The 20,840-nt window shown below is 38.5% G+C and carries 25 protein-coding genes; 8 read left to right on the top strand and 17 right to left on the bottom strand.

Translation table 11 applies throughout. The features are described 5' to 3' along the window. Positions 1-116: 116 nt before the first annotated feature. A complete protein-coding gene (locus tag HU823_RS12495; RefSeq protein ID WP_197222264.1) occupies positions 117-2,510 on the bottom strand; it encodes a M14 family metallopeptidase in 2,394 nt (797 codons plus the stop codon). A 195-nt stretch (positions 2,511-2,705) separates the two neighbouring features. Next, positions 2,706-3,272, bottom strand: coding sequence for a GNAT family N-acetyltransferase (locus HU823_RS12490; protein WP_370630085.1), 567 nt, complete (start codon positions 3,270-3,272; stop codon positions 2,706-2,708). Between the two features lie 90 nt (positions 3,273-3,362). Here HU823_RS12490 and HU823_RS12485 point away from each other — a divergent pair, with 90 nt between their 5' ends. The 4 genes from HU823_RS12485 to HU823_RS12470 all read left to right on the top strand — a co-directional run bounded on the left by HU823_RS12485 (position 3,363) and on the right by HU823_RS12470 (position 5,295). Continuing rightward, positions 3,363-3,752, top strand: coding sequence for a hypothetical protein (locus HU823_RS12485; protein ID WP_197222262.1), 390 nt, complete (start codon positions 3,363-3,365; stop codon positions 3,750-3,752). Between the two features lie 4 nt (positions 3,753-3,756). After that, positions 3,757-4,065, top strand: a complete 309-nt coding sequence (locus tag HU823_RS12480; RefSeq protein WP_197222261.1) for a hypothetical protein — start codon at positions 3,757-3,759, stop codon at positions 4,063-4,065. 71 nt (positions 4,066-4,136) lie between these two features. Next, positions 4,137-4,922, top strand: coding sequence for a hypothetical protein (locus tag HU823_RS12475; protein WP_197222260.1), 786 nt, complete (start codon positions 4,137-4,139; stop codon positions 4,920-4,922). A 118-nt stretch (positions 4,923-5,040) separates the two neighbouring features. Then, on the top strand, positions 5,041-5,295 hold the full coding sequence (locus HU823_RS12470) for a YiaA/YiaB family inner membrane protein (RefSeq protein WP_066392185.1): 255 nt from the start codon (positions 5,041-5,043) through the stop codon (positions 5,293-5,295). 46 nt (positions 5,296-5,341) lie between these two features. On the opposite strand, the gene HU823_RS12465 is transcribed toward HU823_RS12470, so the two are convergent. From HU823_RS12465 to HU823_RS12425, 9 genes are all read right to left on the bottom strand, one after another. Beyond that, a complete protein-coding gene (locus HU823_RS12465) occupies positions 5,342-5,635 on the bottom strand; it encodes a putative quinol monooxygenase (RefSeq protein ID WP_197222259.1) in 294 nt (97 codons plus the stop codon). Positions 5,636-5,654: 19 nt separating this feature from the next. After that, positions 5,655-6,290 (bottom strand): nitroreductase family protein, encoded by a 636-nt coding sequence (locus tag HU823_RS12460; protein WP_144701948.1) that lies wholly within the window; start codon positions 6,288-6,290, stop codon positions 5,655-5,657. Positions 6,291-6,338: 48 nt separating this feature from the next. Further along, complete coding sequence (locus HU823_RS12455; RefSeq protein WP_153238979.1) at positions 6,339-6,776, bottom strand: MarR family winged helix-turn-helix transcriptional regulator; 438 nt, start codon at positions 6,774-6,776, stop codon at positions 6,339-6,341. 151 nt (positions 6,777-6,927) lie between these two features. Continuing rightward, the gene (locus tag HU823_RS12450) at positions 6,928-7,110 is read right to left on the bottom strand and encodes an alpha/beta-type small acid-soluble spore protein (RefSeq protein WP_197222258.1); all 183 of its coding nucleotides are present in this window, start codon (positions 7,108-7,110) and stop codon (positions 6,928-6,930) included. A gap of 230 nt (positions 7,111-7,340) precedes the next feature. After that, entirely contained in the window at positions 7,341-7,895 is a 555-nt protein-coding gene (locus HU823_RS12445) for a GNAT family N-acetyltransferase (RefSeq protein WP_197222257.1), read from the bottom strand. Between the two features lie 8 nt (positions 7,896-7,903). Further along, positions 7,904-8,314 (bottom strand): GNAT family N-acetyltransferase, encoded by a 411-nt coding sequence (locus tag HU823_RS12440; protein ID WP_231607425.1) that lies wholly within the window; start codon positions 8,312-8,314, stop codon positions 7,904-7,906. A gap of 11 nt (positions 8,315-8,325) precedes the next feature. Further along, positions 8,326-9,453 (bottom strand): DNA polymerase III subunit beta, encoded by a 1,128-nt coding sequence (dnaN, locus tag HU823_RS12435; protein ID WP_197222256.1) that lies wholly within the window; start codon positions 9,451-9,453, stop codon positions 8,326-8,328. Between the two features lie 133 nt (positions 9,454-9,586). Continuing rightward, the gene (locus tag HU823_RS12430) at positions 9,587-10,483 is read right to left on the bottom strand and encodes an AraC family transcriptional regulator (protein ID WP_370630073.1); all 897 of its coding nucleotides are present in this window, start codon (positions 10,481-10,483) and stop codon (positions 9,587-9,589) included. A 395-nt stretch (positions 10,484-10,878) separates the two neighbouring features. Beyond that, positions 10,879-12,510, bottom strand: a complete 1,632-nt coding sequence (locus HU823_RS12425) for a M4 family metallopeptidase (protein ID WP_197222255.1) — start codon at positions 12,508-12,510, stop codon at positions 10,879-10,881. A 248-nt stretch (positions 12,511-12,758) separates the two neighbouring features. Here HU823_RS12425 and HU823_RS12420 point away from each other — a divergent pair, with 248 nt between their 5' ends. Together HU823_RS12420 and HU823_RS12415 are read left to right on the top strand one after the other, a co-directional pair. Next, the gene (locus HU823_RS12420) at positions 12,759-13,196 is read left to right on the top strand and encodes an ArsR/SmtB family transcription factor (RefSeq protein WP_197222254.1); all 438 of its coding nucleotides are present in this window, start codon (positions 12,759-12,761) and stop codon (positions 13,194-13,196) included. After that, positions 13,196-14,443, top strand: a complete 1,248-nt coding sequence (locus tag HU823_RS12415) for an MFS transporter (protein ID WP_197222253.1) — start codon at positions 13,196-13,198, stop codon at positions 14,441-14,443. Before HU823_RS12420 ends, HU823_RS12415 begins: the two co-directional genes overlap by 1 nt. Before the next feature lie 17 nt (positions 14,444-14,460). Here the strand turns inward: HU823_RS12415 and HU823_RS12410 are convergent, their stop codons facing one another. The 4 genes from HU823_RS12410 to HU823_RS12395 are packed head-to-tail and all read right to left on the bottom strand — an operon-like array spanning position 14,461 to position 17,908. Then, positions 14,461-15,150 carry an HAD family hydrolase gene (locus tag HU823_RS12410; protein WP_197222252.1) on the bottom strand — a complete coding sequence of 230 codons (690 nt, stop codon included), beginning with the start codon at positions 15,148-15,150 and terminating at the stop codon, positions 14,461-14,463. Positions 15,151-15,164: 14 nt separating this feature from the next. Further along, on the bottom strand, positions 15,165-15,728 hold the full coding sequence (locus tag HU823_RS12405) for a GNAT family N-acetyltransferase (protein WP_197222251.1): 564 nt from the start codon (positions 15,726-15,728) through the stop codon (positions 15,165-15,167). Positions 15,729-15,748: 20 nt separating this feature from the next. Next, complete coding sequence (locus HU823_RS12400) at positions 15,749-16,615, bottom strand: RNA polymerase sigma-70 factor (protein WP_197222250.1); 867 nt, start codon at positions 16,613-16,615, stop codon at positions 15,749-15,751. Positions 16,616-16,618: 3 nt separating this feature from the next. Further along, entirely contained in the window at positions 16,619-17,908 is a 1,290-nt protein-coding gene (locus HU823_RS12395; protein WP_197222249.1) for a phytoene desaturase family protein, read from the bottom strand. A 160-nt stretch (positions 17,909-18,068) separates the two neighbouring features. Between HU823_RS12395 and HU823_RS12390 the strand changes: the two genes are divergently transcribed. Next, positions 18,069-18,521, top strand: coding sequence for a universal stress protein (locus tag HU823_RS12390; protein ID WP_197222248.1), 453 nt, complete (start codon positions 18,069-18,071; stop codon positions 18,519-18,521). Positions 18,522-18,571: 50 nt separating this feature from the next. Here the strand turns inward: HU823_RS12390 and HU823_RS12385 are convergent, their stop codons facing one another. Both HU823_RS12385 and HU823_RS12380 read right to left on the bottom strand, forming a co-directional pair. Continuing rightward, a complete protein-coding gene (locus HU823_RS12385) occupies positions 18,572-19,276 on the bottom strand; it encodes a polysaccharide deacetylase family protein (RefSeq protein WP_197222247.1) in 705 nt (234 codons plus the stop codon). Between the two features lie 42 nt (positions 19,277-19,318). Continuing rightward, a complete protein-coding gene (locus tag HU823_RS12380; RefSeq protein ID WP_197222246.1) occupies positions 19,319-19,813 on the bottom strand; it encodes a DinB family protein in 495 nt (164 codons plus the stop codon). Between the two features lie 252 nt (positions 19,814-20,065). Between HU823_RS12380 and HU823_RS12375 the strand changes: the two genes are divergently transcribed. Continuing rightward, positions 20,066-20,827: a class I SAM-dependent methyltransferase gene (locus HU823_RS12375; protein WP_197222245.1), complete on the top strand. Its 762-nt coding sequence runs from the start codon at positions 20,066-20,068 to the stop codon at positions 20,825-20,827. Positions 20,828-20,840: the final 13 nt, after the last annotated feature.

The raw sequence follows: 20,840 nt of genomic DNA, 5'->3' as shown, positions 1-20,840 counted from the left end.
AAATGACTTCTACTTACAATTGTTAGTATATGGTCGTAAACATTAAATGTCAACGCATGCATCAAACTGTTCTAAAAGACAAAAGGAAGAAGCCTTCTGCCTCTTCCTTTCATACATTATTTGATAAAGAAAGTTTTCGTGTTGTACTTCTTGTTGTTTCCAGGTTCGTATTGATTCTCTACGTTTTTACTCGCATCGACCGAGAACCAATTTAACGTTGTTGTCTTTTCAAACGTTAACGTTTCTGGTCCTTCACGTGTACCACTCAATGCTAACTTTTGAGAATTAAACGTTGGACGGCTGCCATCTAACGTGTAGTAGATTGTAGCAGGTTCACTCGTTTTAAAGCTGACTTCAACTTTATCTTCGTGTCTTCCGCCATTTGCTGTGACACTCGATTTTGGCGCTTTTTTATCTTTAGAATATTGATACGCCACATCAATAAGTCCTAGTAATCCATTTGAGAACTCCATTGCTTCTTCATGTCCTTCTTCAAACGGAGGCTGAAAACCAACCAGTTCCCAACGTTTTGTTTCTTTGTTCCAAAGATCGGCCCCTACTTCAAAGTTCCAAGCGTAGATTCCTTTTTCATACCAGAGGTGATCAGCTGAGTTTCCTGCGGCTGAATAAAGAACATCTGGAATCGGTCCCGTTCGGCTCGGTAAAATAACCGTTCCTCGATGCTTTTTGATCTCTTTTAGAATATGATCCGATGCTTGCCAATAATAAGCTTCTTCTCCAGCAGATGGGCGAGGCAATGTTTCACGCTCTGGCGTATAGGCACCTGGTGACCACATAAAGTAACCGCCATAGCTATGGATGTTCATGGCAAATTTAATGTTCGGGTTCTCATCTGTTAACCAAACTAAATTCCGGCTTTCTGGTTCAGAATGCTCGCTTGGCCCCGCATATGTGCCACTCAAACAATTCGTTGTGGATGCTCCAACATACCCATCAAAAGCTGATCCCACATCATGGTTACGATTCAAATCAACGCCCCACGAATTTCGGTAGCCATTATCAGATTGACTTGGGGAGCAGTGATTCGTCATGTTCTTCCGCTGTGAATTAAAGTCATAAAAACTATAGTGCCCTCCATCAGGATTCATGGATGGAATAATAAAGATATCAAGATTATCAACCAGTTTCTTAGTTTCTTTATCATGCGAATAATTTCGTAAAAGTCGTTCAGCGGTTTCAACGGAAACTAGCGGCGTTACCCATTCACGCGCATGTTCTTGTGAGTAACCAAGTACCCCAGGCTTTGAGCCATCTCTAAGCTTTCCGATTCGGATGGCTTTAACAGTAAATGGTTCACGTGAAACGGTAGCAGGTGCTCTTAAGTTATCTGACAAGTTGGAAGTTGCAGGTTCTACAATCCCATTACCTGCATTTCCACGATAGGTCGTAGCAGATACAAGATCACTTACTTCTGCATTCAGCAGATCTACGACTTCTTTTGCCGTACTTTTTGCGTTACCTGCAGCATCCGTTGCCAGTGTAACGATGATTTTGTTTCCGCTTGTTCCAACAGAAAGAGGAGCACCTGCAGCTGATGCCTTTTTCAATTCTAAGCTGATCGCATTTCCGCCCTCATGTCCCCACTCTCGAGATGTCACAACAACGGCTGTGTTCTGCAACGTTCCTAGAGTCGCTTGAGCTTGTCTGCGATATCCGTTCGTCTTGTTCGGCATCTCCACGATTTCAGCAAGCTCTGGGTATTCTTTTACTAAATTCTCGATCCTCGCGTTCGTTTCTGTTGGATCCATATAATGGTCAACAAAATTCTTCACATAGTGCTTACCCGGCTTGTCCGGTTTTCCTTCCCCGAGCCATTCGGTAACTGTAGATACAGCTGAACCTCCGAGTGAGCTTTCAATGGTTATATCTTTTGGTATTGCTGAAACTGGTAACATAAAGGAATGGTAGAGGTACTCTCCGGCATCCTGAATCTGTTGGAGTGTTGCCGTCTTCTCTTCTCCATTCTCTGTCCATCTAGCGGTTAGAATCGTGCTTGATACAGCACCAGATGTGGATTTTGCTTCTACGTAAAGGAAAGTGTCGGATTGATTCGTGAAGTGGTTTGCTCTGAGGATTGTTACTGTTTCTTCAACAGCTGTTAGCTTTTGTTCTTGCTTAACTGCCATTCTTCTTTCTGTTGCACGCTGGTTGAGTTGGTTCTCTGTAATGAGCGTTTCTTTTACGTTAATTCCATAGAGCTTCAGCATCGCAACTTCAGTTGGTGTTACAACCGCATCTACTTCAATTTGTCCATTATGAACGTGCATCCTGTGGGTTAGATCGATACCAAGTTCTTCGATTTTTTTCATCGCATCCTTCGTGTTTGGAACAGCCAACTGAACGAGAGAAACGGACTCTACTGGTTGTATCTTGAGAGATGAAGCTTCAGCAACTTGCGGCGTCACACCTGATTCCATGGTTGAAAAAGCTATCCCTGCAACAGTTGAAAGCACGAGTGCAGAAGATAGCCACCTCTTACTGTTTTTCATAACAAGCACACCTCCTATATATGTATAAGGTAAGTGTAACTTTATTGTCAGAAAATTCAATCATACTTAAGGACTTACATAGGCAGTTAGAAAGCCGTTCGTTCTAACTAGACAATTTGTAAAAATAATTAATAAAAGGTAAATATAGTAATTTAGGAGTGGGTAGAAGACCTTATCTACCTTGCAGTTTTAATACTATAATTCAAACTCTTCTTTCAAAATAGAATACACGTTTAAATCTTGATGCTCACCTTTAGCAAACATCGCTTTTCTTAACGTACCTTCATAGCTCATCCCCAATTTTTTCATAACTCTTTCAGATCCACCGTTCTCTACAAAGCATCTTGCCTGAATCCGTTCTAAATGCATGTTTTGAAAACCGTATCTCAGAATTTCCTTACCCGCTTCAGTCGTGATGCCTTGACCCCAGTATTTTTGTGCGATTACATAACCAATCTCAGCTGTTTTATGATTGATCTGCCATGAGACAAAGTCAATCGTACCAATCAATTCGTTGGTTTCTTTTAGTACAATTCCCCAAGGTGCTAATTCACCTTTTTCATATTTTTTTAATACAAACTGGATAAATTCCTTTGTATCCTCTAATGTTCGGTGCGCTTCCCAAGTCACATAGCGTGAAACCTCAGCATCGGATCCATATTGAAACATATCTTGTGCATCCTCTACTGTTAATTTTCTTAAAAGAAGACGCTCTGTTTCTAATGTTGGTAAGTTCGAAAAAATATCTTTAATTTCCAAGATGAACTCCTCCCTACTTTTACTATTGTATACTTAATTTAAAAAAGGAAAAATATGGACTTTAGTCGAATTTTGGAATAAGGGGGAAATAAAATGAGAAAAATGAAGCCTTTTGTTATTCCACTTCTATTCTTCTTGGTAGTTTGTGTTGCGTTCACTTTAGAGAACTTAAAGACTGAACTGAAACTACCCAATGAAGGTTGGAGCCGTTCTCTGCCATTACAAACAGAAAAGATTGGTGAAGTTAAGCCGGTATTTCAAGAACAAAACGGAATGCACCATGTATATGTTCCGAAAGAAAATGAAGTATTGAGTTTTCAAGTTACTGACAAATTAGAGGTAAAAGATAAACAAACTATTCCTCTTTCTATTCCAAGTCCCCAAGACTTCTGGGTTCAAGGTGATCAGTTTGTATTCGTGAGGGACAAGCAGCTGATTCATTATGACGGTGAGAAAGAAAACGTCATTGATCAAGATGTTTAGAGGTATGGATTCTAATCCAAACAATGTCATCTATTTTAAAGACAACGAGATATTAACTGTAGATATGAATTTATTGAAAGCTAAGTCTTTGAAAAAGGTGCCAGATCAAATTTATTCAGTCGTTCTAAACGACAAATCGGATTCGTTTATTAGTGTTAGAAAATCTTCTAAGGAAACGACTAAACATATTAAGGTTACTTTTCACCAACCTGATCATCATTTTGGCTATCAGGAACACGTAATCTTGGATAAAGATGAACAATTAAAGAAAATCATTTCGGCTTTTACTTTATTGAGAATGGCAGAGATGTAACGATTTACTATACTTTGTTTACTAATAATTTAGGTGGGAAGTCATATAAAATTTATCAAGGAACCAATCCATTGAACACAAATAAAGAGTGGGATTTTAACTTAATGACATTCATTGATAATAATGGAGTGAAGTTAGAAAACCCTAAGTTCATTCAATATGGTGTTGATGAGAATGGTCAGGCAAAAGTAATGTTTACTACTCGTGCATTAAAGTCTAACGAAAAAGAAGCTGTTAATGTTTATGAAGCGAGAGCTGATGGAGATGTTTGGAAAACTGAGCTTCGTAGTACTACAAATCATCAGTCCGTTCACCCTTACTGGATTGGTGAAGATTCAGTTATGTGGCTTAACTTAGTGGGATATAAAGAGTACACATTTAGTGGAGCTTCCAAGGATCCTGATGTTATTAAAAAGAGCCTAAAAATAACAAAAGTAGATCTTAAGGAAGCCGTTTCTGCAACGGTATTGTCTCTTTTTCAAGGATTAATCTTTGCGATGAGTTCAGTATATTGGATCACACCTGCCGTTCTTTTTGCATTAGTCATCTACATAGTAAAAATTAAATTGATGGAAGATGAAGATAAGCGCATTTTGTACACGATCTTAGCCCTGTTTCTCGGTGTCCAATTTATATTTATTCAGAAGTTGTTTAATACTCACTATTACATGTATGCTCCCGATTACTTAGCTTTTTCAGGGAGTTCATTTGTTATCCCTATCGCGCTCGCTCTTGCAAGTGGTGCAGCCGTTTGGTATGGAAGAAAGCAAGACTGGAGTAAACTTACGGCTATTAGTTATTTTGCTGTATTAAACACTTTCTTTTTATCGCTTGTTGTTGGGCCTTATATGTTTTAAAGGATGGAGAGAAAATACAAGAAAAATAAGGAAATAAAACCATTTATTGATTATAATAAATATAGCTTTTGGCATATTTTTATTTATCTATATAAAAGAGAATGAAGGAGGTTTACATATGCAACGTCATAGAAGAAGAAACACACCCGCTTTTACGGTTTTAGCTTATTTCACGTTCATCGCCGGAGTGTCCATGTTTTGTATCGGACTCTATAATGCAGACAATCTGCAACTGAACGAAAAAGGCTATTATATTGCCGTGATGATTCTTGTGGCTGTAGGTGCGATTCTTACTCAAAAAGTTACTCGTGATAATGCAGAGGATGACGAGCTAATCGCTGAGCAAGAGCGCAAGTACACGAAAGCCGAATAGAAGCACAAAAAAGGAAGGCACATTTTTAAATGCCTTCCTTTCGTGATTATTTAACTTGTTCACCTGCGTACACTTTTACATCAGTTGGAGCAGCCATAAAACTCGCCGCTTTTTTACCGAATGCCACAAAGTGCTCACTTGTGTTATGGTTTTGAACCGCTTCTTGGTTCTCCCAAACTTCTACCATCATATACGTTGCTTCTTTTTCTGTATCTTTCTTTAGATCGTATTGAATGTTACCACTTTCAGCACGTGAAGCTTCTACTAATGTTTTTACCTCTGCTAAAAATGCTTCTTCTTTATTTTTTTTTACCGTTAAACCTGCGTGAATAATAATCATCTTTTTCTATTCCCCTTCCTTATCTCCACTCTGTTGTTTCTTCTACTGATAGACGAACAGATTGATATCCTGCATCTGCTGCTTTACCGATTGAAAGCAACATAACAGGGAAATAACGCTCTTTATCAAGACCAAACGCTTCAGCAATCTCAGCTTTTTCATATCCACCAATCGGATTCGTGTCATATCCGTGTGCACGAGCAACGAGCATTAATTGCATAGATACAAGCCCAGCATCAATCAAGTTCATATCTTTAAACTGTTCTGGAGTCATCTGTTCTAAAAGTCCGCGGATTGCTGGTACTTGCTGATTTCTTACATCAGCTGGCATATGCCCTTCGTCTACGGCTTTGTCATAGATTTTTTCAAGGTAATCTAAGCTATTGTTATCTGCGAATACAGCAATTACAGCAGATGATGTTTCTACTTGACGTTGGTTAAACTTAGCTAGAGGCGCTAACGTTTCTTTTCCTTCTGGTGTATCGATCACGACAAAACGCCATGGTTGTAAATTAACAGATGATGGAGCAAGTGAAGCTTCTGTTAGGATTTCTTTCATCTCATCTCTAGAAATTTTTACTGATGGATCGTAGTTACGAATGGAACGGCGTCCTGTGATAATTTCGTTGAAGTCATTGATTTTTGTTTGTTGCATTGTGCATTCTCCTTTGTGTTTAAAATTCTTAGTTGTTTAAGTTAGTGACTACTCAAAAATTTCAATGTTGCGCTGAATACGAGTTAACATCTCCAGCAACGTTTTTCTTTCTTCTTCAGAAAAATCATGCAATACACCAGAAATAAAACGTTCTTTCTCTTCCCGGTAATGAATGATTTTCAAACGACCTTCCTCTGATAGAGAAACATACGTAAATCGTTGATCTTTAGGGTCTTTTCTTCTAATAACCATTCCCTTATCTTCAAGCTGCTTAAGATGCCTTGTTACAGCTGCATGATCAATATTAACTTTCTTTTGAAGAGCTCTCTGACTGATCTCTTCTACTTCATATAACTCATGCAAAAGCTCTAAGCGTGTTTGACTAATGCCTGTACAGCTCTCAAACTTAGGAACCGTTCTACGATGTATCTCATACAAACGGTTAATAATCTTCTCATCATCTATATATGAGTTGGACAACAGCATCCCCCTCCTTCAAATAATTGATAGCTCAATAATTGATACGTCAACTAATATAAAATACTTTATTTCAAATGTCAAACAGAAAAGTTTTTATGTAAAAAACAAAGAGGCTATCTGTGATGAACAGATAGCCAAGCCATGATATTAAATTGAATTAGCGCTTTCCGCCAAGAGCTTGAGCAACTAAACGTTTTGTGATTTCTCCACCTACAGATCCGTTAGCACGAGAAGTTGAATCTGGTCCAAGGTTTACACCGAACTCAGAAGCGATTTCATACTTCATTTGGTCGATAGCTTGTTGTGCACCTGGTACTACTAATTGGTTTGAGTTAGCCATGTTGTTTTCACCTCCTAGTTGAATTAAGATTATAATTCCACAATGAATCGTTCTTATGCGCGAAGGTAAAAGGTAGTATTTGTTAATAAAAATAGGACGATTTTTACAGTATCGTCCTGTGTGAAACAAGTGGCAAACCTGTTCTTTATGTAGTATTAGATTTTCCTTAAAATGAGTAATTATTCCATTTATTTTATAAAATTTTACAGGATCAATGTCGCATACATCCATTAAAGATGCGAAACACTATTTGCAAAATATTCATCTTTTATCACACTCATTCGTAAACGATCAACAAACATGCCGCCACGTAAACGGTCTTGTCTTAGAATGCCTTCTTCTATATAACCTGCGTTTTTATAGGAGGAGATGGCTTTATCATTATCGATTTCAACTCTAAGCCAGATTTTGTTAAGGGAGAGTTCACAAAAGCCATACTTTAGCATCTCATGCATAGCGGCAATACCATAGCCTTTTCCCCAATAACTCTTATCTCCAATGGCTATGCCCAATTCTGCATGTTGATTTAATCGATCTATATTCTTTAGGTCTATCCAACCAATATGTTTACCCGTTTCACTTAGTATCGCTTTTTGCTCATAACCGTTGTTCTTTGCGATACATTGCCTTATCCAATTTCTTGTTTCTTCTATACTAAATGGGGGATATTTGTCAGGCATGTTAAGGTGCTTTGTCACTTCTACGTCCAAACACCACTCATAACGTTCTTCAGCATCTTCGATCAGGAGGTCTCTAAGTTTAACTTTTGGAAGTACCTTTTGCATGTTTTCACCTATTTTCTTTGTTTTTTCTTTTGAAAAGATTGAATGGACTTTGTATAACCTAACTTTTCAAAGAAATGTTCTTTTCCTGGCTGAGCACCTATAAAGAGAGATGTTGGACTTTGTTCCCAAGCTATTTCCATTAGATGTTTGCCTATCTTCCTGCCTTGATAGTCTGGCCTAACAAGAATTTCAGTGATGGTTCCAAAGAAATAGCCATCAGTTAGAATTCGAACACAGCCAACGAGTTTCTCATGATCCCATGCTGTAATGTTCATTGTTCTTTTTAATGCTTCTACAGTAGACTGTTCATGGTAATCACCTGGCCATACAGCATTCACTAACGAGAGGAATTTTGTAACACACAAATCCTGGTCGACTAAAGCATATGTAATTTGTTTATCTCCATCTTTGTACTTCATGGAACACACTCCTAAAAAGATCTAACGGGGGAAATGAGATGAAGATAACTTGATTTTTGATGTGTGGATTCAATTACGATTGGTCTCATCGAGCCGTTAAATTTTATATTGATCTCTTCGTCCATAATCGTATGTAAGGCTTCCTTTAAAAAGTAACCATCAATTGAAATCTTAAGATCTTCGTCACCTGATAAGTCCTTAATTTCTTGTAATTCCTGAATACTCCCCATTTCCGAAGAGCCTGATGAGATGCATAGTTTATGGTCTTTAATACTTAACATAATATTGTTGTTTTTCCATTCACCGGCAAACAAGCAGGCACGTTCAATTCCTTTTACGAATCGCTCTTTATTTAAACTCAAGACTGTCTTTTGTTCATTCGGAATGAGTTTGGACGTATTCGGATACTGCCCAGAAATTAATCTAGAATACAGAGAAATCTCATCTGTTTCAAAAAGGATGTATCCGTCTGCTGAGTACATTTTTACGATACCTGAATAATCACTGATTTGTTTTACAAGTTCATTCAGGCTGGAGCTTGGAACAATAAACGAGGTCTCTTCCTTTACGTGAACTTCGTTTATTCTAGAAGCTAAACGTTGTGAATTAGTGGCAACGGCCGTCAGCTTATTGTTTGAGAACGTAAAATGCACACCAGTCAGTACTGGCCTCGTTTCATTTTTAGCTGTTGCAAAAACCGTCTGTTTGATGGTCTCTTTTAATTCGTTTGCATCCATACCTATTGATTTTGTTTGATCGATCTCAGGTAACTGTGGATATTCGTCCGATCTAAACGCGTTCAGTTGAGTAAAGATGTTCCCCGATCTAACCTTTACGACTGTCTTATCATCTCCTTCGATATGAACATCTTCAGGTAACTTGCGAATGAGCTCTGTAAAATATCGCTCTGAAACGACTGCACTCCCTGCTTGATCAATGCTGATATTTCGGGACGTTTTGTCTTTAGAAATTAACCGTTTAATGATAATATCTGCGTTTGTGCCTATGAGCGTTATCCCCTCATCCTCTGCTATAACCTTTATGCCTGAAAGAATGGGAACAAGTGATTTTTGAGAAACAGCTCTTCCAACATCAGAAAGAGCTTTGCTGAATAATTTTTGGTCAATCGAAAACTTCATATTTGATTTATCCTTCCTGGTTTAATCGCTTGGATTTTCATTAATATTCAGATTATTAGTTTAACACAAAATTCCATTTTTTTAGATTCAAAAAACCCTTTCTGCTCATTGAGCAAAAAGGGCATCACACCACTTATATTACTTTTTCCGCTTTCTTAACGAGTGGAATATAGATGTCGATCTGTTTGTTTTCATCTCCATAGCAGCGTTCATCATAAAGCTCGAACTCTAACTTTCCGTTATGCTCATATCCTGAATCTGGAAACCATTTGGAGAAGATTTCAACCCATGTTTGCTGGATCGATTGTACGAAGTTCTCCTCTGAAGCTTTAGGTGTTGTAAATACGGCATACTCCATCTCTTGAAAACTTCTATAGGACATTCCTTCTGGAGCAGGAGTCCCTTTCTCAACTTCCATTCCAATCATATAAACAAACTCACCTGTTGCCGTGTTGTACTCTGTGCATAACCCTAGTTCCTGGTTCTTGTTTAGAGGGCTTGGAATTTTTTCTCCTAATTTCTTTTGAATATAGTTCTCCCAAAACTTTGGAATATCTACATTATTCTGACCGTCCGTGTTCCGTGTTTTTAAGTCATACCCGATGATGTGGAAAGCTGGTTTTTTAATGATTTTCATTTCCATGTTCATTCCTCCTGTATAACGGTTCATATTCAGGTAAGCCCTTTGATGGAGAGAGATGGGATGAACGGATGCATTACGGTACTCTCTCGGCGATCGGCCATACTGTTTTTTAAAAGCTCGGTTAAATGATTCATGATAGTGAAACCCTAGATCAAAAGCGATATCGATCACTTTATCGTCTGATTGCAATAACCGCTTTGCCGCGTGTGAGAGTCTTCTTTTCCGCACATAATCCATAACAGATTCGCCGACTAGAAACTGAAACACTCTATGATAATGAAAAGGTGAGAAGCAAGCGAGCTCTGCAAGCTCCTCTAATGTAATCCGGTTCTGCAAATTTTCTTCAATATAATCGAGTGTCCGCTGAATGCTATCTTCATAATCCATCTCCATCACCTACCTTACTTCCATCATATACACGAACATCCATTCGTTCTTAACCTTTTTTGCTAAGTTACCGTTTTATTTATTCTATATCGACAGGATTAGCCCTGCTAATGAGGGGCAATTTCATGAGATTGAGTTTGCAATCCCAGGGTTTCGGCTTCCAATCCACGAGTTTCAGCTCTCAATCCACGAGTTTTAGCTCCCAATCCACGAGTTTCGGCTCTCAATCCTCGAGTTTCAGCTCTCAATCCACGAATTTTAGCTCTCAATCCACGAGTTTCAGCTACCAATCCAGAAGTTTCGGCCCTCAATCCACGAGTCTGTAATCGTCGACATTTGCTATTTCCCCATAAAAAAGCTAGAACCACCAAACATGGTTCTAGCTATATCAATAATTATTGAATGCCTACTGCATTAAATGCCTGGTTTACCGAAGTAACAGCTTGTGACGAGGCACCATATAGATCTGTTGCAGACTGGACTGCCGCTGCTCTCGCCTGACTGAAGTTTGAAGATGACGTTAAGTAAACCGTGTTCATACGATAGAAGATTGCGCCTAGCTTGTCCCTTCCGATTCCGGTAACGGAGACGCCATAATGACTGCCACCCTCACTAAGAAGGTATGCTGCTTTGTTGATGATCCCGCTGTTGATATGAACCCCTCCGTTGTCGCCAGTTCCTGTATAGCGAACAGAATAGTGATCAGGATCTTGGTATTTCGCTGGATCTGACATTGAGCGAAGGGCATCTCCCGCTACGGCAGGCGTGTACACGTCTTCACCAATCTCAAAGTCAGGATTTTTACCATTATAATACTCTACTAGTGTTCCAAAGATATCAGACATCGCTTCGTTCAATGCACCTGACTCGTTTTGGTAGACAAGATCGGAGCTCATATCTGTTACGGCATGCGTCAATTCATGAGCAACTACATCAATGCCGCCTGAGAAAGCGATAAAGTTCGTTCCATCACCGTCGCCATATACCATTTGTGAACCGTTCCAGAATGCATTATTGTAATTTTTATTAAAGTGAACAGACGATTTAATCTGCGCTCCTCTATTATCATACGAGTTACGTCCGTGTGTATTTTTATAATAATCGTAGGTTAATCCGGCAAAGTAGTGAGCGTCAACAACTGCTTGATCGTATGAGCTGTCGAACACGTTATCCGTTCCATTGTATAGCGTTCCTGGCAAGAAGAACTCAGGAAGGAACGTACGGTTCTTCATATCATAAGTGAAGATTCCGTTTCCACGCGTATTATCTTGCATATAATACTTTCCGCTGGATAGCGTGAGGTTCAGTGTTTTTGAATCACCTAGCACACCTTTTCCAGTTCCAGTCGTGTTCGTTCCTGTTACTTCGTGCATGTCATTATACCGATTGAGGATCTCACCTGACTGTGCATCAATAAAATAGTTCCAGTTCCCCGGCTCGGGTGTTAAATAGTTTAAGTTTACAAGATACGCAAAATGCGCTTTACCTTCTTTCATCAATACGATTTTTTCCGCTTTTGGCTTCTTCTCAAATTCCGGTTTTAGACCAAGTGCAGCAGTTGCGATTCCTACCGCTTTTTTCCCACTGATCTGCTTTGCATTCGTCAATTTTGACTGCTTGTCCATATTTGGAGCAACTTCACCCGAGATCACCGTAAGTTCACCGTTTTTATTAATGTGTGCCACTTGCGTATAACCCCAAATCGGAACACCTTTGTATTCTTGCTGAAGTCTTAGAACCGTATTCCCGTTTGCTTCTTTTGTACTCTCTACAATGGAGAACGAATCTTCTGCTGTTGAATTCCCTAGTTTGAAGATTGATTTATGACTGTTCACATAATTGAATAGTACCTTTTGTGCAGAAGCTTTTGATTTAGAAGATAACTTACCTGCTAGAAAAGCTGGAGTTCCAGAATCACTGCTTACTTTTACCTTTACTTGCTCTGTGGCAGCCATTGCTGATGGTCCGAACGCACCTGCGATTAATGTTGCCGCAATCCCCATTGCAACCCACTTCTTCTTTGTCATTGTCACGCCTCCAATTTCCTTTTATTTACTTTGTTTGCAACATCATATCACCTCTCAAACTCTATTTATATGAATTTTCAGAAAGTTAATTAGTTGTTACTAGAGTAAAAAATAGGAAATAAAATCATAGTGTCTGATGGCATATTTTCTTTGTAGTTCTTTTTTACCTAAAATTTGTTAAATAAAAAGAAGGAGATGTTCTAAAAAAATAGAATGATTTATATTATTAGATTAAGGAGGCATAACAGATGACTAACTCACTTTCCATATCAGCTAATCAACAAAAATTAATTGCCAATGCAACTCGCATCCAAATTATCCATTTGTTAAAGAATGAGGAATTAACGGCTAAAGAAGTTGCAGATAAACTGGGAAAAACAGCTGGTACGATTCATTACCACATCCAGCTTCTCTATAACGGCGGCATATTAGAACTTGTAAAAGAACAAAAGAAAGGCGGCATCATAGAAAAATACTACCGCTCTAAATCCACTCGTTTTGAATTAATTGACGAAGATAACACTAAACCCTCGTCTATTTCAACCAACCTTTTACTTGATGATGAAGAGAAGAAGCAGTTCCTACTAGAGTTAGAACAGCTTTTCGTTCGATGGGAAAGCCAAGTCACAAATGATAGCACTAAAAAAGAATATAAGGTCTATTGCACGTTTCAGGTGAATGCGTAATGAGGAAACTAAACAGCGAGTGGAAATTTCCCGCCCTATTGTTATCTGCGGTGGGTATTTCATATATTGGTGACTTTATTTACTTAGTTTCTTTAAATTTATTTATCTTTGCAAAAACGGAATCTGTTGCAGCAGTTGCTGGTTTATGGTTAATCGGCCCTCTAGCTGGAATCGTGACAAGCTTATGGTCTGGCAGCTTGATCGATCGATTAAATAAAAAAACAATCATGATGATCACTGATATTATGCGCGCGCTACTCGTTGCCTGTATCCCCTTCTTAACAGAATTGTGGATGATTTATACGATCTTGTTTGCCGTTAGCCTCTGTAGTTCATTCTTTAATCCAGCATCTTCAGCCTACACCGTTCAACTCGTACCGAAAGAACAACGGCTGCGCTATAATTCAATTTCTTCTGTTCTAACGACTGGTGCACTTGTTATAGGACCAGCTATTGCTGGGGCACTCGTCCATTTTGGTTCGTATAACTTTGCGATCTGGTGTAATGCTGGTTCATTTCTTTTATCAGCATGCATTCTTTCTTTTCTACCAAGTTTATATGATAAACAAGGGGTTTCTTCTTCCTATTCTAGCAAAATAAGATTAATGATAAATGACTGGAGGATAGTAGGTGATTTTTTAAAGAAACAACGATTATTCTTAACTACATACATCCTTTTTCAAATGATCATGACTTTAGCCATTGCATTAGATTCTCAAGAAGTCGTTTTCACACAGACCATTATTGGGCTTACAGAAAGTCAATATAGTTTGCTTGTGAGTATAACTGGAATTGGCTATTTAACCGGATCTTTACTTCTCGCTGTAATGGCTAATAAATTTCCTGTTCCCTACCTTATTGGCTTTGCTTCCACGCTTTTTAGTTTAGGGTATGGAATTTATGCCTTCTCTCATTCATTCTTTTCCGCATGTATAGGTTTTATTATTCTAGGTTTCTTTTCATCATTTGCTAACACCGGATTCCAAACTTTTTTCCAACAAAGTATTCCGTCTAACAAAATGGGAAGAGTTGGAGCTACGTTAGGGTTTTTTCAAAGTATAAGTCTTATCGTTATCATCCTATTTGCTAGTTTCTTAAGTGAGTGGTTAAATGTTAAAGAAGTTGTCATCGGAATATCTCTATTCATCATCTGTTTTGCCGTAACACTTAATGTGTTAATGTACTTTTATCACAATAAAAAAGAAAATTATCATAAAGATGCAAAACAAAAAGAGCTAGCACATTAATTAGTGCTAGCTTTAGATTAATAGATTGTAATTGATTTTATGCTCTCATGAAGCAGTAAGTCTTGTAGTTTTTTGAGTTTTGGATAACCTGTCGTTCTCTCACTGATCACTGTTGGCAAAAACCAAGTTGCTTGAAGTGCTGTCATTCCTGCTTCTGTTGCACCTCTTAATTCGTCAGATCCACCGTCACCAATAAATACTGATTCTTGCGGTATTACACCAAGCTTTTCACAAGCCAGTTGATAGATTTCTTTTTGCGGTTTCGCTACTCGTACCTCATAGGAGAAAATCACTTCATCAAAGTAGTCTGGCAGTTCAGTTGTTTCCCAGGTAACCACTTCTTCTGGAGCAGCATTTGAGATCAGACCGAGCTTCAGACCATTAGATTTTAAAGTTTGAAGCAGTTCTATCACTTGAGGATCGATCTCTTGAAAAGGAATGCTCTTAGCTGACAATCTTTCTAGGTGAACGTACTCAATAGCTTCTACGTTTGGTGTAATCCCTTGTGAATCTAAAATATCTCTTAACACACTCTGGTGATCTGGAAACGTTCCATTCATTCTAAGCTCTCTTCTTAGATCCCACTCTGCTTTAAAAATATCTTTATTTAATCCTAAAGGTTCGATAGAATACTTGGCTTTCTTACGTCCATCTTTCCATTCCGTAATCAACGTTTCATACAGATCAAAGAAAACTGCTTTAACCAAGGTTTCTCCCCCTATTAAAAAATCTTTGCATATACACTAGTATCTCGAAGGCTTGTTGTTGAACCAATCTCCAATGAATCATTGCGTAGAATACCTTCCAATGTAAATCCTAACCGTTCAGGGATGGCTGCACTTTTCGTATTACGTGTGTCACAACGGATCTCAACCCTTCGTGCTTTAAGCTCCTTAACAGCAAAATCAGTAATTCCATTAACAGCTTCTGTCATATATCCTTTTCCTGCATAGCGAGTATCAATCCAATATCCAATCTCGAACTTTGGAATTTCCCAATTAATACGGTGTAATCCTGATGAAGCAATCAAGTTCCCGCTGTCCTTTAAAAATACGAGCAATCTTAAATCTTCCCTGCTTAAAAACTTTAGATGCGCTTCCCGAATATTAACTTCTACATCTTCCTCTTTCTGATTAAAATGGGCAAAAGGTAGCCAAGGCTTTAATTCGTCTAGTGAAGCATGAATAGCTTCAAACATCGCTTTGCCATCACCAGGCTTTGGCATTCTAATTAGCAGTCGATCTGTTGTAAATTCAGTTGGAAAATTTATTAAAATTGGTTTCAAAGTGTACCTCCGAGTATCTGTTAGGTAATGTGAGTAAGTTTGTCAGGGTTTACTACCCAATATATCGTTTGTATTAAGTCATTCTTAATCTGTAAGGACAGAACACCAAATACTTGTTGTTCCACATACAGAACAATGCCTGGTTCGCCGTTAACATTCGTATATTTGAATGAAAAGTCTTCCGTTGTTTTTGCCATGATTCCCATATAGAAGCGTGAGATCCGCTCTGCTCCAAGGATTGGAACGAGAGCAGCTTTTATTTTCCCTCCACCATCTGAAATGAGCTTTGCATCTACGGCAAGCAGATTTAATAGATTACTTACATTTCCTGAAACTACTGCTGCTACGAACTGTTCAGTTAGTGCGGAAGCTTTTGGAGGTGACATCGTAGAAGTAGTATGATTGCCTATCGCCTTTTTTGCACGGTGAAAAATTTGTCTGCAGTTTGAACTACTTTTTCCGACCATTTCTGAGATAAAACGATAATCATACTCTAGAACTTCACGAAGTAAAAATACAGCACGTTCCGTTTCTGATAGCTGCTCTAATAAAAGTAAATATGCGGTAGAAAGAGATTCTTTCATTACATATTGTAACGCTGGGTCTTCTTTATTCTCTGCTAATAAAGGCTCTGGAAGCCAGGGTCCTACATATGTTTCTCGTTGTTTACGAGCAGACCTAAGCAGATCCAAACAGCGATTCGTGACGATTTTACAAAGATAAGGTTTTGGGTTTTGAACAAGATCCATTTCTTGTTCACTCCAAGTAATATACGCATCTTGCACGATATCTTCCGCATCTTGCACACTTCCTAGCATTCTATATGCTAATGAAAACAAGAGGGGTTTATATGTTGTAAATAGAAGCTCAGTTTGAACATCATTCATCCATTAAGCCTCCTTTCGCAAACGATTTAATCCTATATTTTGTTCAATAGCTTTTGCTGCTCTTTTAGCACTAGCAAATGCTGCGTCCACCAACATTTCTCCATGTCCTGCACCGTCTCCTGCAATGTAGAGTCCTGGTATTTCAGGTATACTCGGACCAAAATATTGAGTGTCTTTGATGCTAATCATATCTTGCACCACTATCATTCTTGGTAAAAACTGTTGAGCTACAAGTTCTTTTCTCCACTCCGGCTGCATGAGATCAAGAATACTTTCAAGCTCTTTTCTATGACAATCTGCACTGCCCTCTTTATTAGTTCCTAAATATTTAATTAATTGAATAACATTCTTCCCATCCTCGCTTAATGAGCACGCTCGAGAGTGATTAGAGAACAGAATATGCTGATCAATTCCTATCGCAAAATGATGATTTGATTTAGGGAGTCTTTTCAATGCTACGTCTAGGCATGCAGCATATACGGGAGAAGCTTGCTGACTCCACTTTTCTAGCAATGTCCCTTCTGCATTCTTCACCAATTTCATTGATTGCTCAGATCCTATTGTTAATAGTACATTTGAAACTTCGAAGGTATCTCCATCTGAACAGAAGAGTTGATGTGTAATTCCATAATCAATAGAAGAAATCTTCTTGTTTGTATAAATGGTTACTCCAGCAGTCAAAGCCTTATTGCGAAGACTTTCAACGATGGATTGCCAACCATTGTTTACATAGAGGACTCCTTTCAGACCTTGTTGAACTTGTTGGATAGCTGTATTCGCTAATAGTTGATCGTAATCTATGCAATATGTTGATGTTCTGGTCAATGCGTAAAAGATGTTACGGACCATAGGATTTTTAATTTCTTTCTCAGCCCATTCTCGTAAACTCATATGAGGGATCGATGCAGCGTCAATCGTTTTAAGCTTTAACATCACTCTTACCAATTCCGTCTTGTTAGACCATGTTAAAAGTTTTGTTTTGAACATTGCACCTAATGATCCGGGCAGTTCAAAAAGTTTATCATTCCAGATCGCGTATCCATTGGTATCAGGAACTGCCCCAGATACATTTACTTCTAACTCATTTAAAATCTCTTCAGCCGCTCCCCCTCTATATAATTCATGCCCACCTAAGTTAAATAGTGCTCCGTTTTTTGAGATGGTTTGTGCACGACCTCCTAATTGGCTAGCTTTCTCTAGTACTAAGACAGACTTTCCTGCTTGTGCTAAATATACGGCAGAAGTTAAACCGGCTATTCCGCCACCAACAATCGCCACATCAAATGTATTCATGTATAATCACCACTTTCTGATTTTACAAACATGACGATACTGGCGTTTGTTTTGTGACAGAAATCTGTATTTTGTTTACATAGAATATCAGGGGGTAATGGTTTTATAAGGTGACATTTTCATTCAAGTTGCCAAATCTGCAAGAAAGGAGATCAACGTGATGTTATATACCAAGATTCTGGTTGCTTTTGATGGCTCTGAAGGAAGTTACACCGCTCTACACAATGGTAATGAGATTGCACGGCATACAGGGGCTGAGTTAACGTTACTTTATGTGACCAATGAAATAGTTCTGCCATTGTATAGTGGCGTACATCCAGGCGGAGTAGCGAGTTCAGCAGTAGAAGTAAGAGAAGCAGAAATTTTGGAGCAAAGTCATGGTGAAGAAATCCTAAACAGAGCGTTAGGACGTGTGGATCATCAAATAAAGACAACGACAGCCATTTTGCATGGTGACCCGACTACTACCATTTGTGGTTATGCGGATAGCCATAACATCGATCTCATCGTCATTGGTAATCGTGGCCATAGCGGATTTAAAAAACTATTCTTAGGAAGCGTTAGTCAAAAAGTTGTTTCTAACGCACATCAACCTGTACTTGTTTCTAAATAACAATTAATTCGTTTCAGGAGCCCCCTCTTTAAAAGATGGGCTCCTCTATTTTAATGAATCATTTCAGACACTGTTTTGAACGTATAGCCCTTTGCCTTCAAATCCGTAATGATACCTTTAACAGATTTCATCGTTTCTGTGCGGCTGTCATACATCACGTGCAGCAGGATGATTGAGCCAGGCTGAATATTTCGACTCACATGCTTCACTATTTTTGTAGAATCAGATGCTATTTCTGGGTATGTTTCCGGCTCAATGTTCCAAAGGATTGTCTTTCGATCATGTTTATCTAAGTAGTACGGCAGTCCGATCAATTTTTTCCCATATGGTGGGCGAAAGTGAATCTTCCCCTCGTATCCTGCTTTTCGAATCAGCTTATCTGTTGACTCAATCTCATTACGAATATAAGACGGTGTTTTCAAAACCATTCGTTCATGAGAATAAGAATGGTTTCCAAGCTCATGTCCTTCTGCCACTATTTCTTTTGCTTCTTTCAGGTTCTCTTCAATCTCCCTGCCAGTTACAAAAAAAGTAGCTTTAACGCCCTCTTCTTTTAAAATCGACAAAATTTCATCGGTGTTATCTGTTGGGCCATCATCAAATGTTAAGGCAACTACTTTTTCAGCAGTATCTGCACTTGTTACTAAACCTCCAAAAAATTGAAAGTTTCTCGAACTGCTTAACTTTAAACCGCTGTACCCCAATCCGATCAATAGGAAGATCGCCACGCTTACGTATATGACTATTTTCTTCATTCATTTCTCCTCATTTATGTATAGAACTATTTGTAGGTATGATTAATAAGAATACCAAAAACTCGTTAAATCTGTAGTAACTGAGCTGTAACCATTCTGACGCAGCATAGCTGTAATATTACCCCGATGATAGGCACCATGAGTCGTGATATGCAGCAACATCTCAGAGATACTCGTCTCTCTTCTTCCCGCCCATGGCGTATCAAGAATTAGCTCTTTGTCCAAATCGACTCCATTGTTAAAAAATTCACTATATTGATTGGTTAATTCGTTATACATCGTAATGATCTCCTCAATACTCTTTGTATCTGACTCTACTTTTTCAATCTCGAGTGCATCTGCCATACTAGTCCCTGAAATGATATGAAACCAAAGCTGATCAACGATGTACATATGTGAAACTACTTTCGAGATGGATGGGAAAACACTCTGCACTGTCTGATGATACACTTCATTTCCAAGTTCTGATAACCGATGGAATAACTCCTTGTTCGCCCAAACGTGATAATCGTACATTTTCATAGCATGATGTGTCATAATACCCTCCCTATTTCTCATTCTTACTTCTTTGCCTATTTTCGACAACACGACAAAATCCCCTCTAATTTTCAGAATTAGGAAGGAACTGGGATTGTTTTGAAGAATTTTTTAATAAGACATTATGCTGGTATGAGGAGAACACATGATGAATCATTTCGAGCACGAGATATAAAACGGCTATTCCGCTAGGGGCCCTCCAACAAAATGGGTAGACTCATCATTTAAGTATAAACTTTTGGAGGTGCACGTATGAAACGTGATGTAGATTTTGAAATGTATATTAAGGAAGTTAACAAACCATTCTCAGGGTGGGATTTTTCATATATAACTGAATCTGGTCGGATGGCAAGTGGAATGCTTTCTTGGTCATATGGCAGTATGGTGACCCCTCTCATTGGAAAAGTGTCATCGATGCTTGACATGGGCACTGGAGGTGGAGAGCTTTTGTCCAAGCTTCAACCATTTCCAGCAGTAGTTTGTGCAACAGAAGCATATCTGCCAAACGTCCCCATTGCAAGAGAACGTCTTGAACCTCTTGGTGTAAAAGTGTTTCAAATCGGTGATGATGATCTTCTTCCTTTTGAAGATCATACGTTTGACCTTATCATTAATAAACATGAATCCTACTCTCCACTTGAAGTAAAACGTACATTAACGGATGGTGGAATCTTTCTCACACAACAAGTTGGCGGTTCAGATTGTGCTGAGATTAACACATTGCTTGGGTATCCAATCAATGATGAGTTCTCACATTGGAATTTGCGTTTTGCTGAAAATGAACTGCGAGAAAATGGATTTGAACTTTTAGAAACTAAAGAAGAATTTCCTGTTCAGCGCTTTTATGATATTGGTGCCTTGCTCTATTATTTAGATGCAATACCTTGGCAGGTACCAGAGTTCCAACTCGAAGATTCTGTAGAAAAGCTGCATCACATTCATGAACTGATCCAAATGAATGGATACTTTGAAGTGAAACAGCATCGTTTTCTAATAAAAGCGAGGAAAAAATAAGGAAATTTAAAAA

Origin of the sequence: Fictibacillus sp. 18YEL24 (genome assembly GCF_015903855.1) — a bacterium.
GTDB lineage: Bacteria > Bacillota > Bacilli > Bacillales > Fictibacillaceae > Fictibacillus > Fictibacillus phosphorivorans_C.
This window is presented reverse-complemented; position numbering and strand designations above follow the sequence as displayed.

Coding starts and splice junctions, on each gene's coding strand:
- HU823_RS12495 (WP_197222264.1), bottom strand. CDS start 2,510: ATGAAAAACAGTAAGAGGTGGCTATCTTCTGCACTCGTGCTTTCAACT.
- HU823_RS12485 (WP_197222262.1), top strand. CDS start 3,363: ATGAGAAAAATGAAGCCTTTTGTTATTCCACTTCTATTCTTCTTGGTA.
- HU823_RS12480 (WP_197222261.1), top strand. CDS start 3,757: ATGGATTCTAATCCAAACAATGTCATCTATTTTAAAGACAACGAGATA.
- HU823_RS12470 (WP_066392185.1), top strand. CDS start 5,041: ATGCAACGTCATAGAAGAAGAAACACACCCGCTTTTACGGTTTTAGCT.
- HU823_RS12465 (WP_197222259.1), bottom strand. CDS start 5,635: ATGATTATTATTCACGCAGGTTTAACGGTAAAAAAAAATAAAGAAGAA.
- HU823_RS12460 (WP_144701948.1), bottom strand. CDS start 6,290: ATGCAACAAACAAAAATCAATGACTTCAACGAAATTATCACAGGACGC.
- HU823_RS12455 (WP_153238979.1), bottom strand. CDS start 6,776: ATGCTGTTGTCCAACTCATATATAGATGATGAGAAGATTATTAACCGT.
- HU823_RS12450 (WP_197222258.1), bottom strand. CDS start 7,110: ATGGCTAACTCAAACCAATTAGTAGTACCAGGTGCACAACAAGCTATC.
- HU823_RS12445 (WP_197222257.1), bottom strand. CDS start 7,895: ATGCAAAAGGTACTTCCAAAAGTTAAACTTAGAGACCTCCTGATCGAA.
- HU823_RS12440 (WP_231607425.1), bottom strand. CDS start 8,314: ATGAAGTACAAAGATGGAGATAAACAAATTACATATGCTTTAGTCGAC.
- dnaN (WP_197222256.1), bottom strand. CDS start 9,453: ATGAAGTTTTCGATTGACCAAAAATTATTCAGCAAAGCTCTTTCTGAT.
- HU823_RS12430 (WP_370630073.1), bottom strand. CDS start 10,483: ATGGATTATGAAGATAGCATTCAGCGGACACTCGATTATATTGAAGAA.
- HU823_RS12425 (WP_197222255.1), bottom strand. CDS start 12,510: ATGACAAAGAAGAAGTGGGTTGCAATGGGGATTGCGGCAACATTAATC.
- HU823_RS12420 (WP_197222254.1), top strand. CDS start 12,759: ATGACTAACTCACTTTCCATATCAGCTAATCAACAAAAATTAATTGCC.
- HU823_RS12415 (WP_197222253.1), top strand. CDS start 13,196: ATGAGGAAACTAAACAGCGAGTGGAAATTTCCCGCCCTATTGTTATCT.
- HU823_RS12400 (WP_197222250.1), bottom strand. CDS start 16,615: ATGAATGATGTTCAAACTGAGCTTCTATTTACAACATATAAACCCCTC.
- HU823_RS12395 (WP_197222249.1), bottom strand. CDS start 17,908: ATGAATACATTTGATGTGGCGATTGTTGGTGGCGGAATAGCCGGTTTA.
- HU823_RS12390 (WP_197222248.1), top strand. CDS start 18,069: ATGTTATATACCAAGATTCTGGTTGCTTTTGATGGCTCTGAAGGAAGT.
- HU823_RS12385 (WP_197222247.1), bottom strand. CDS start 19,276: ATGAAGAAAATAGTCATATACGTAAGCGTGGCGATCTTCCTATTGATC.
- HU823_RS12380 (WP_197222246.1), bottom strand. CDS start 19,813: ATGACACATCATGCTATGAAAATGTACGATTATCACGTTTGGGCGAAC.
- HU823_RS12375 (WP_197222245.1), top strand. CDS start 20,066: ATGAAACGTGATGTAGATTTTGAAATGTATATTAAGGAAGTTAACAAA.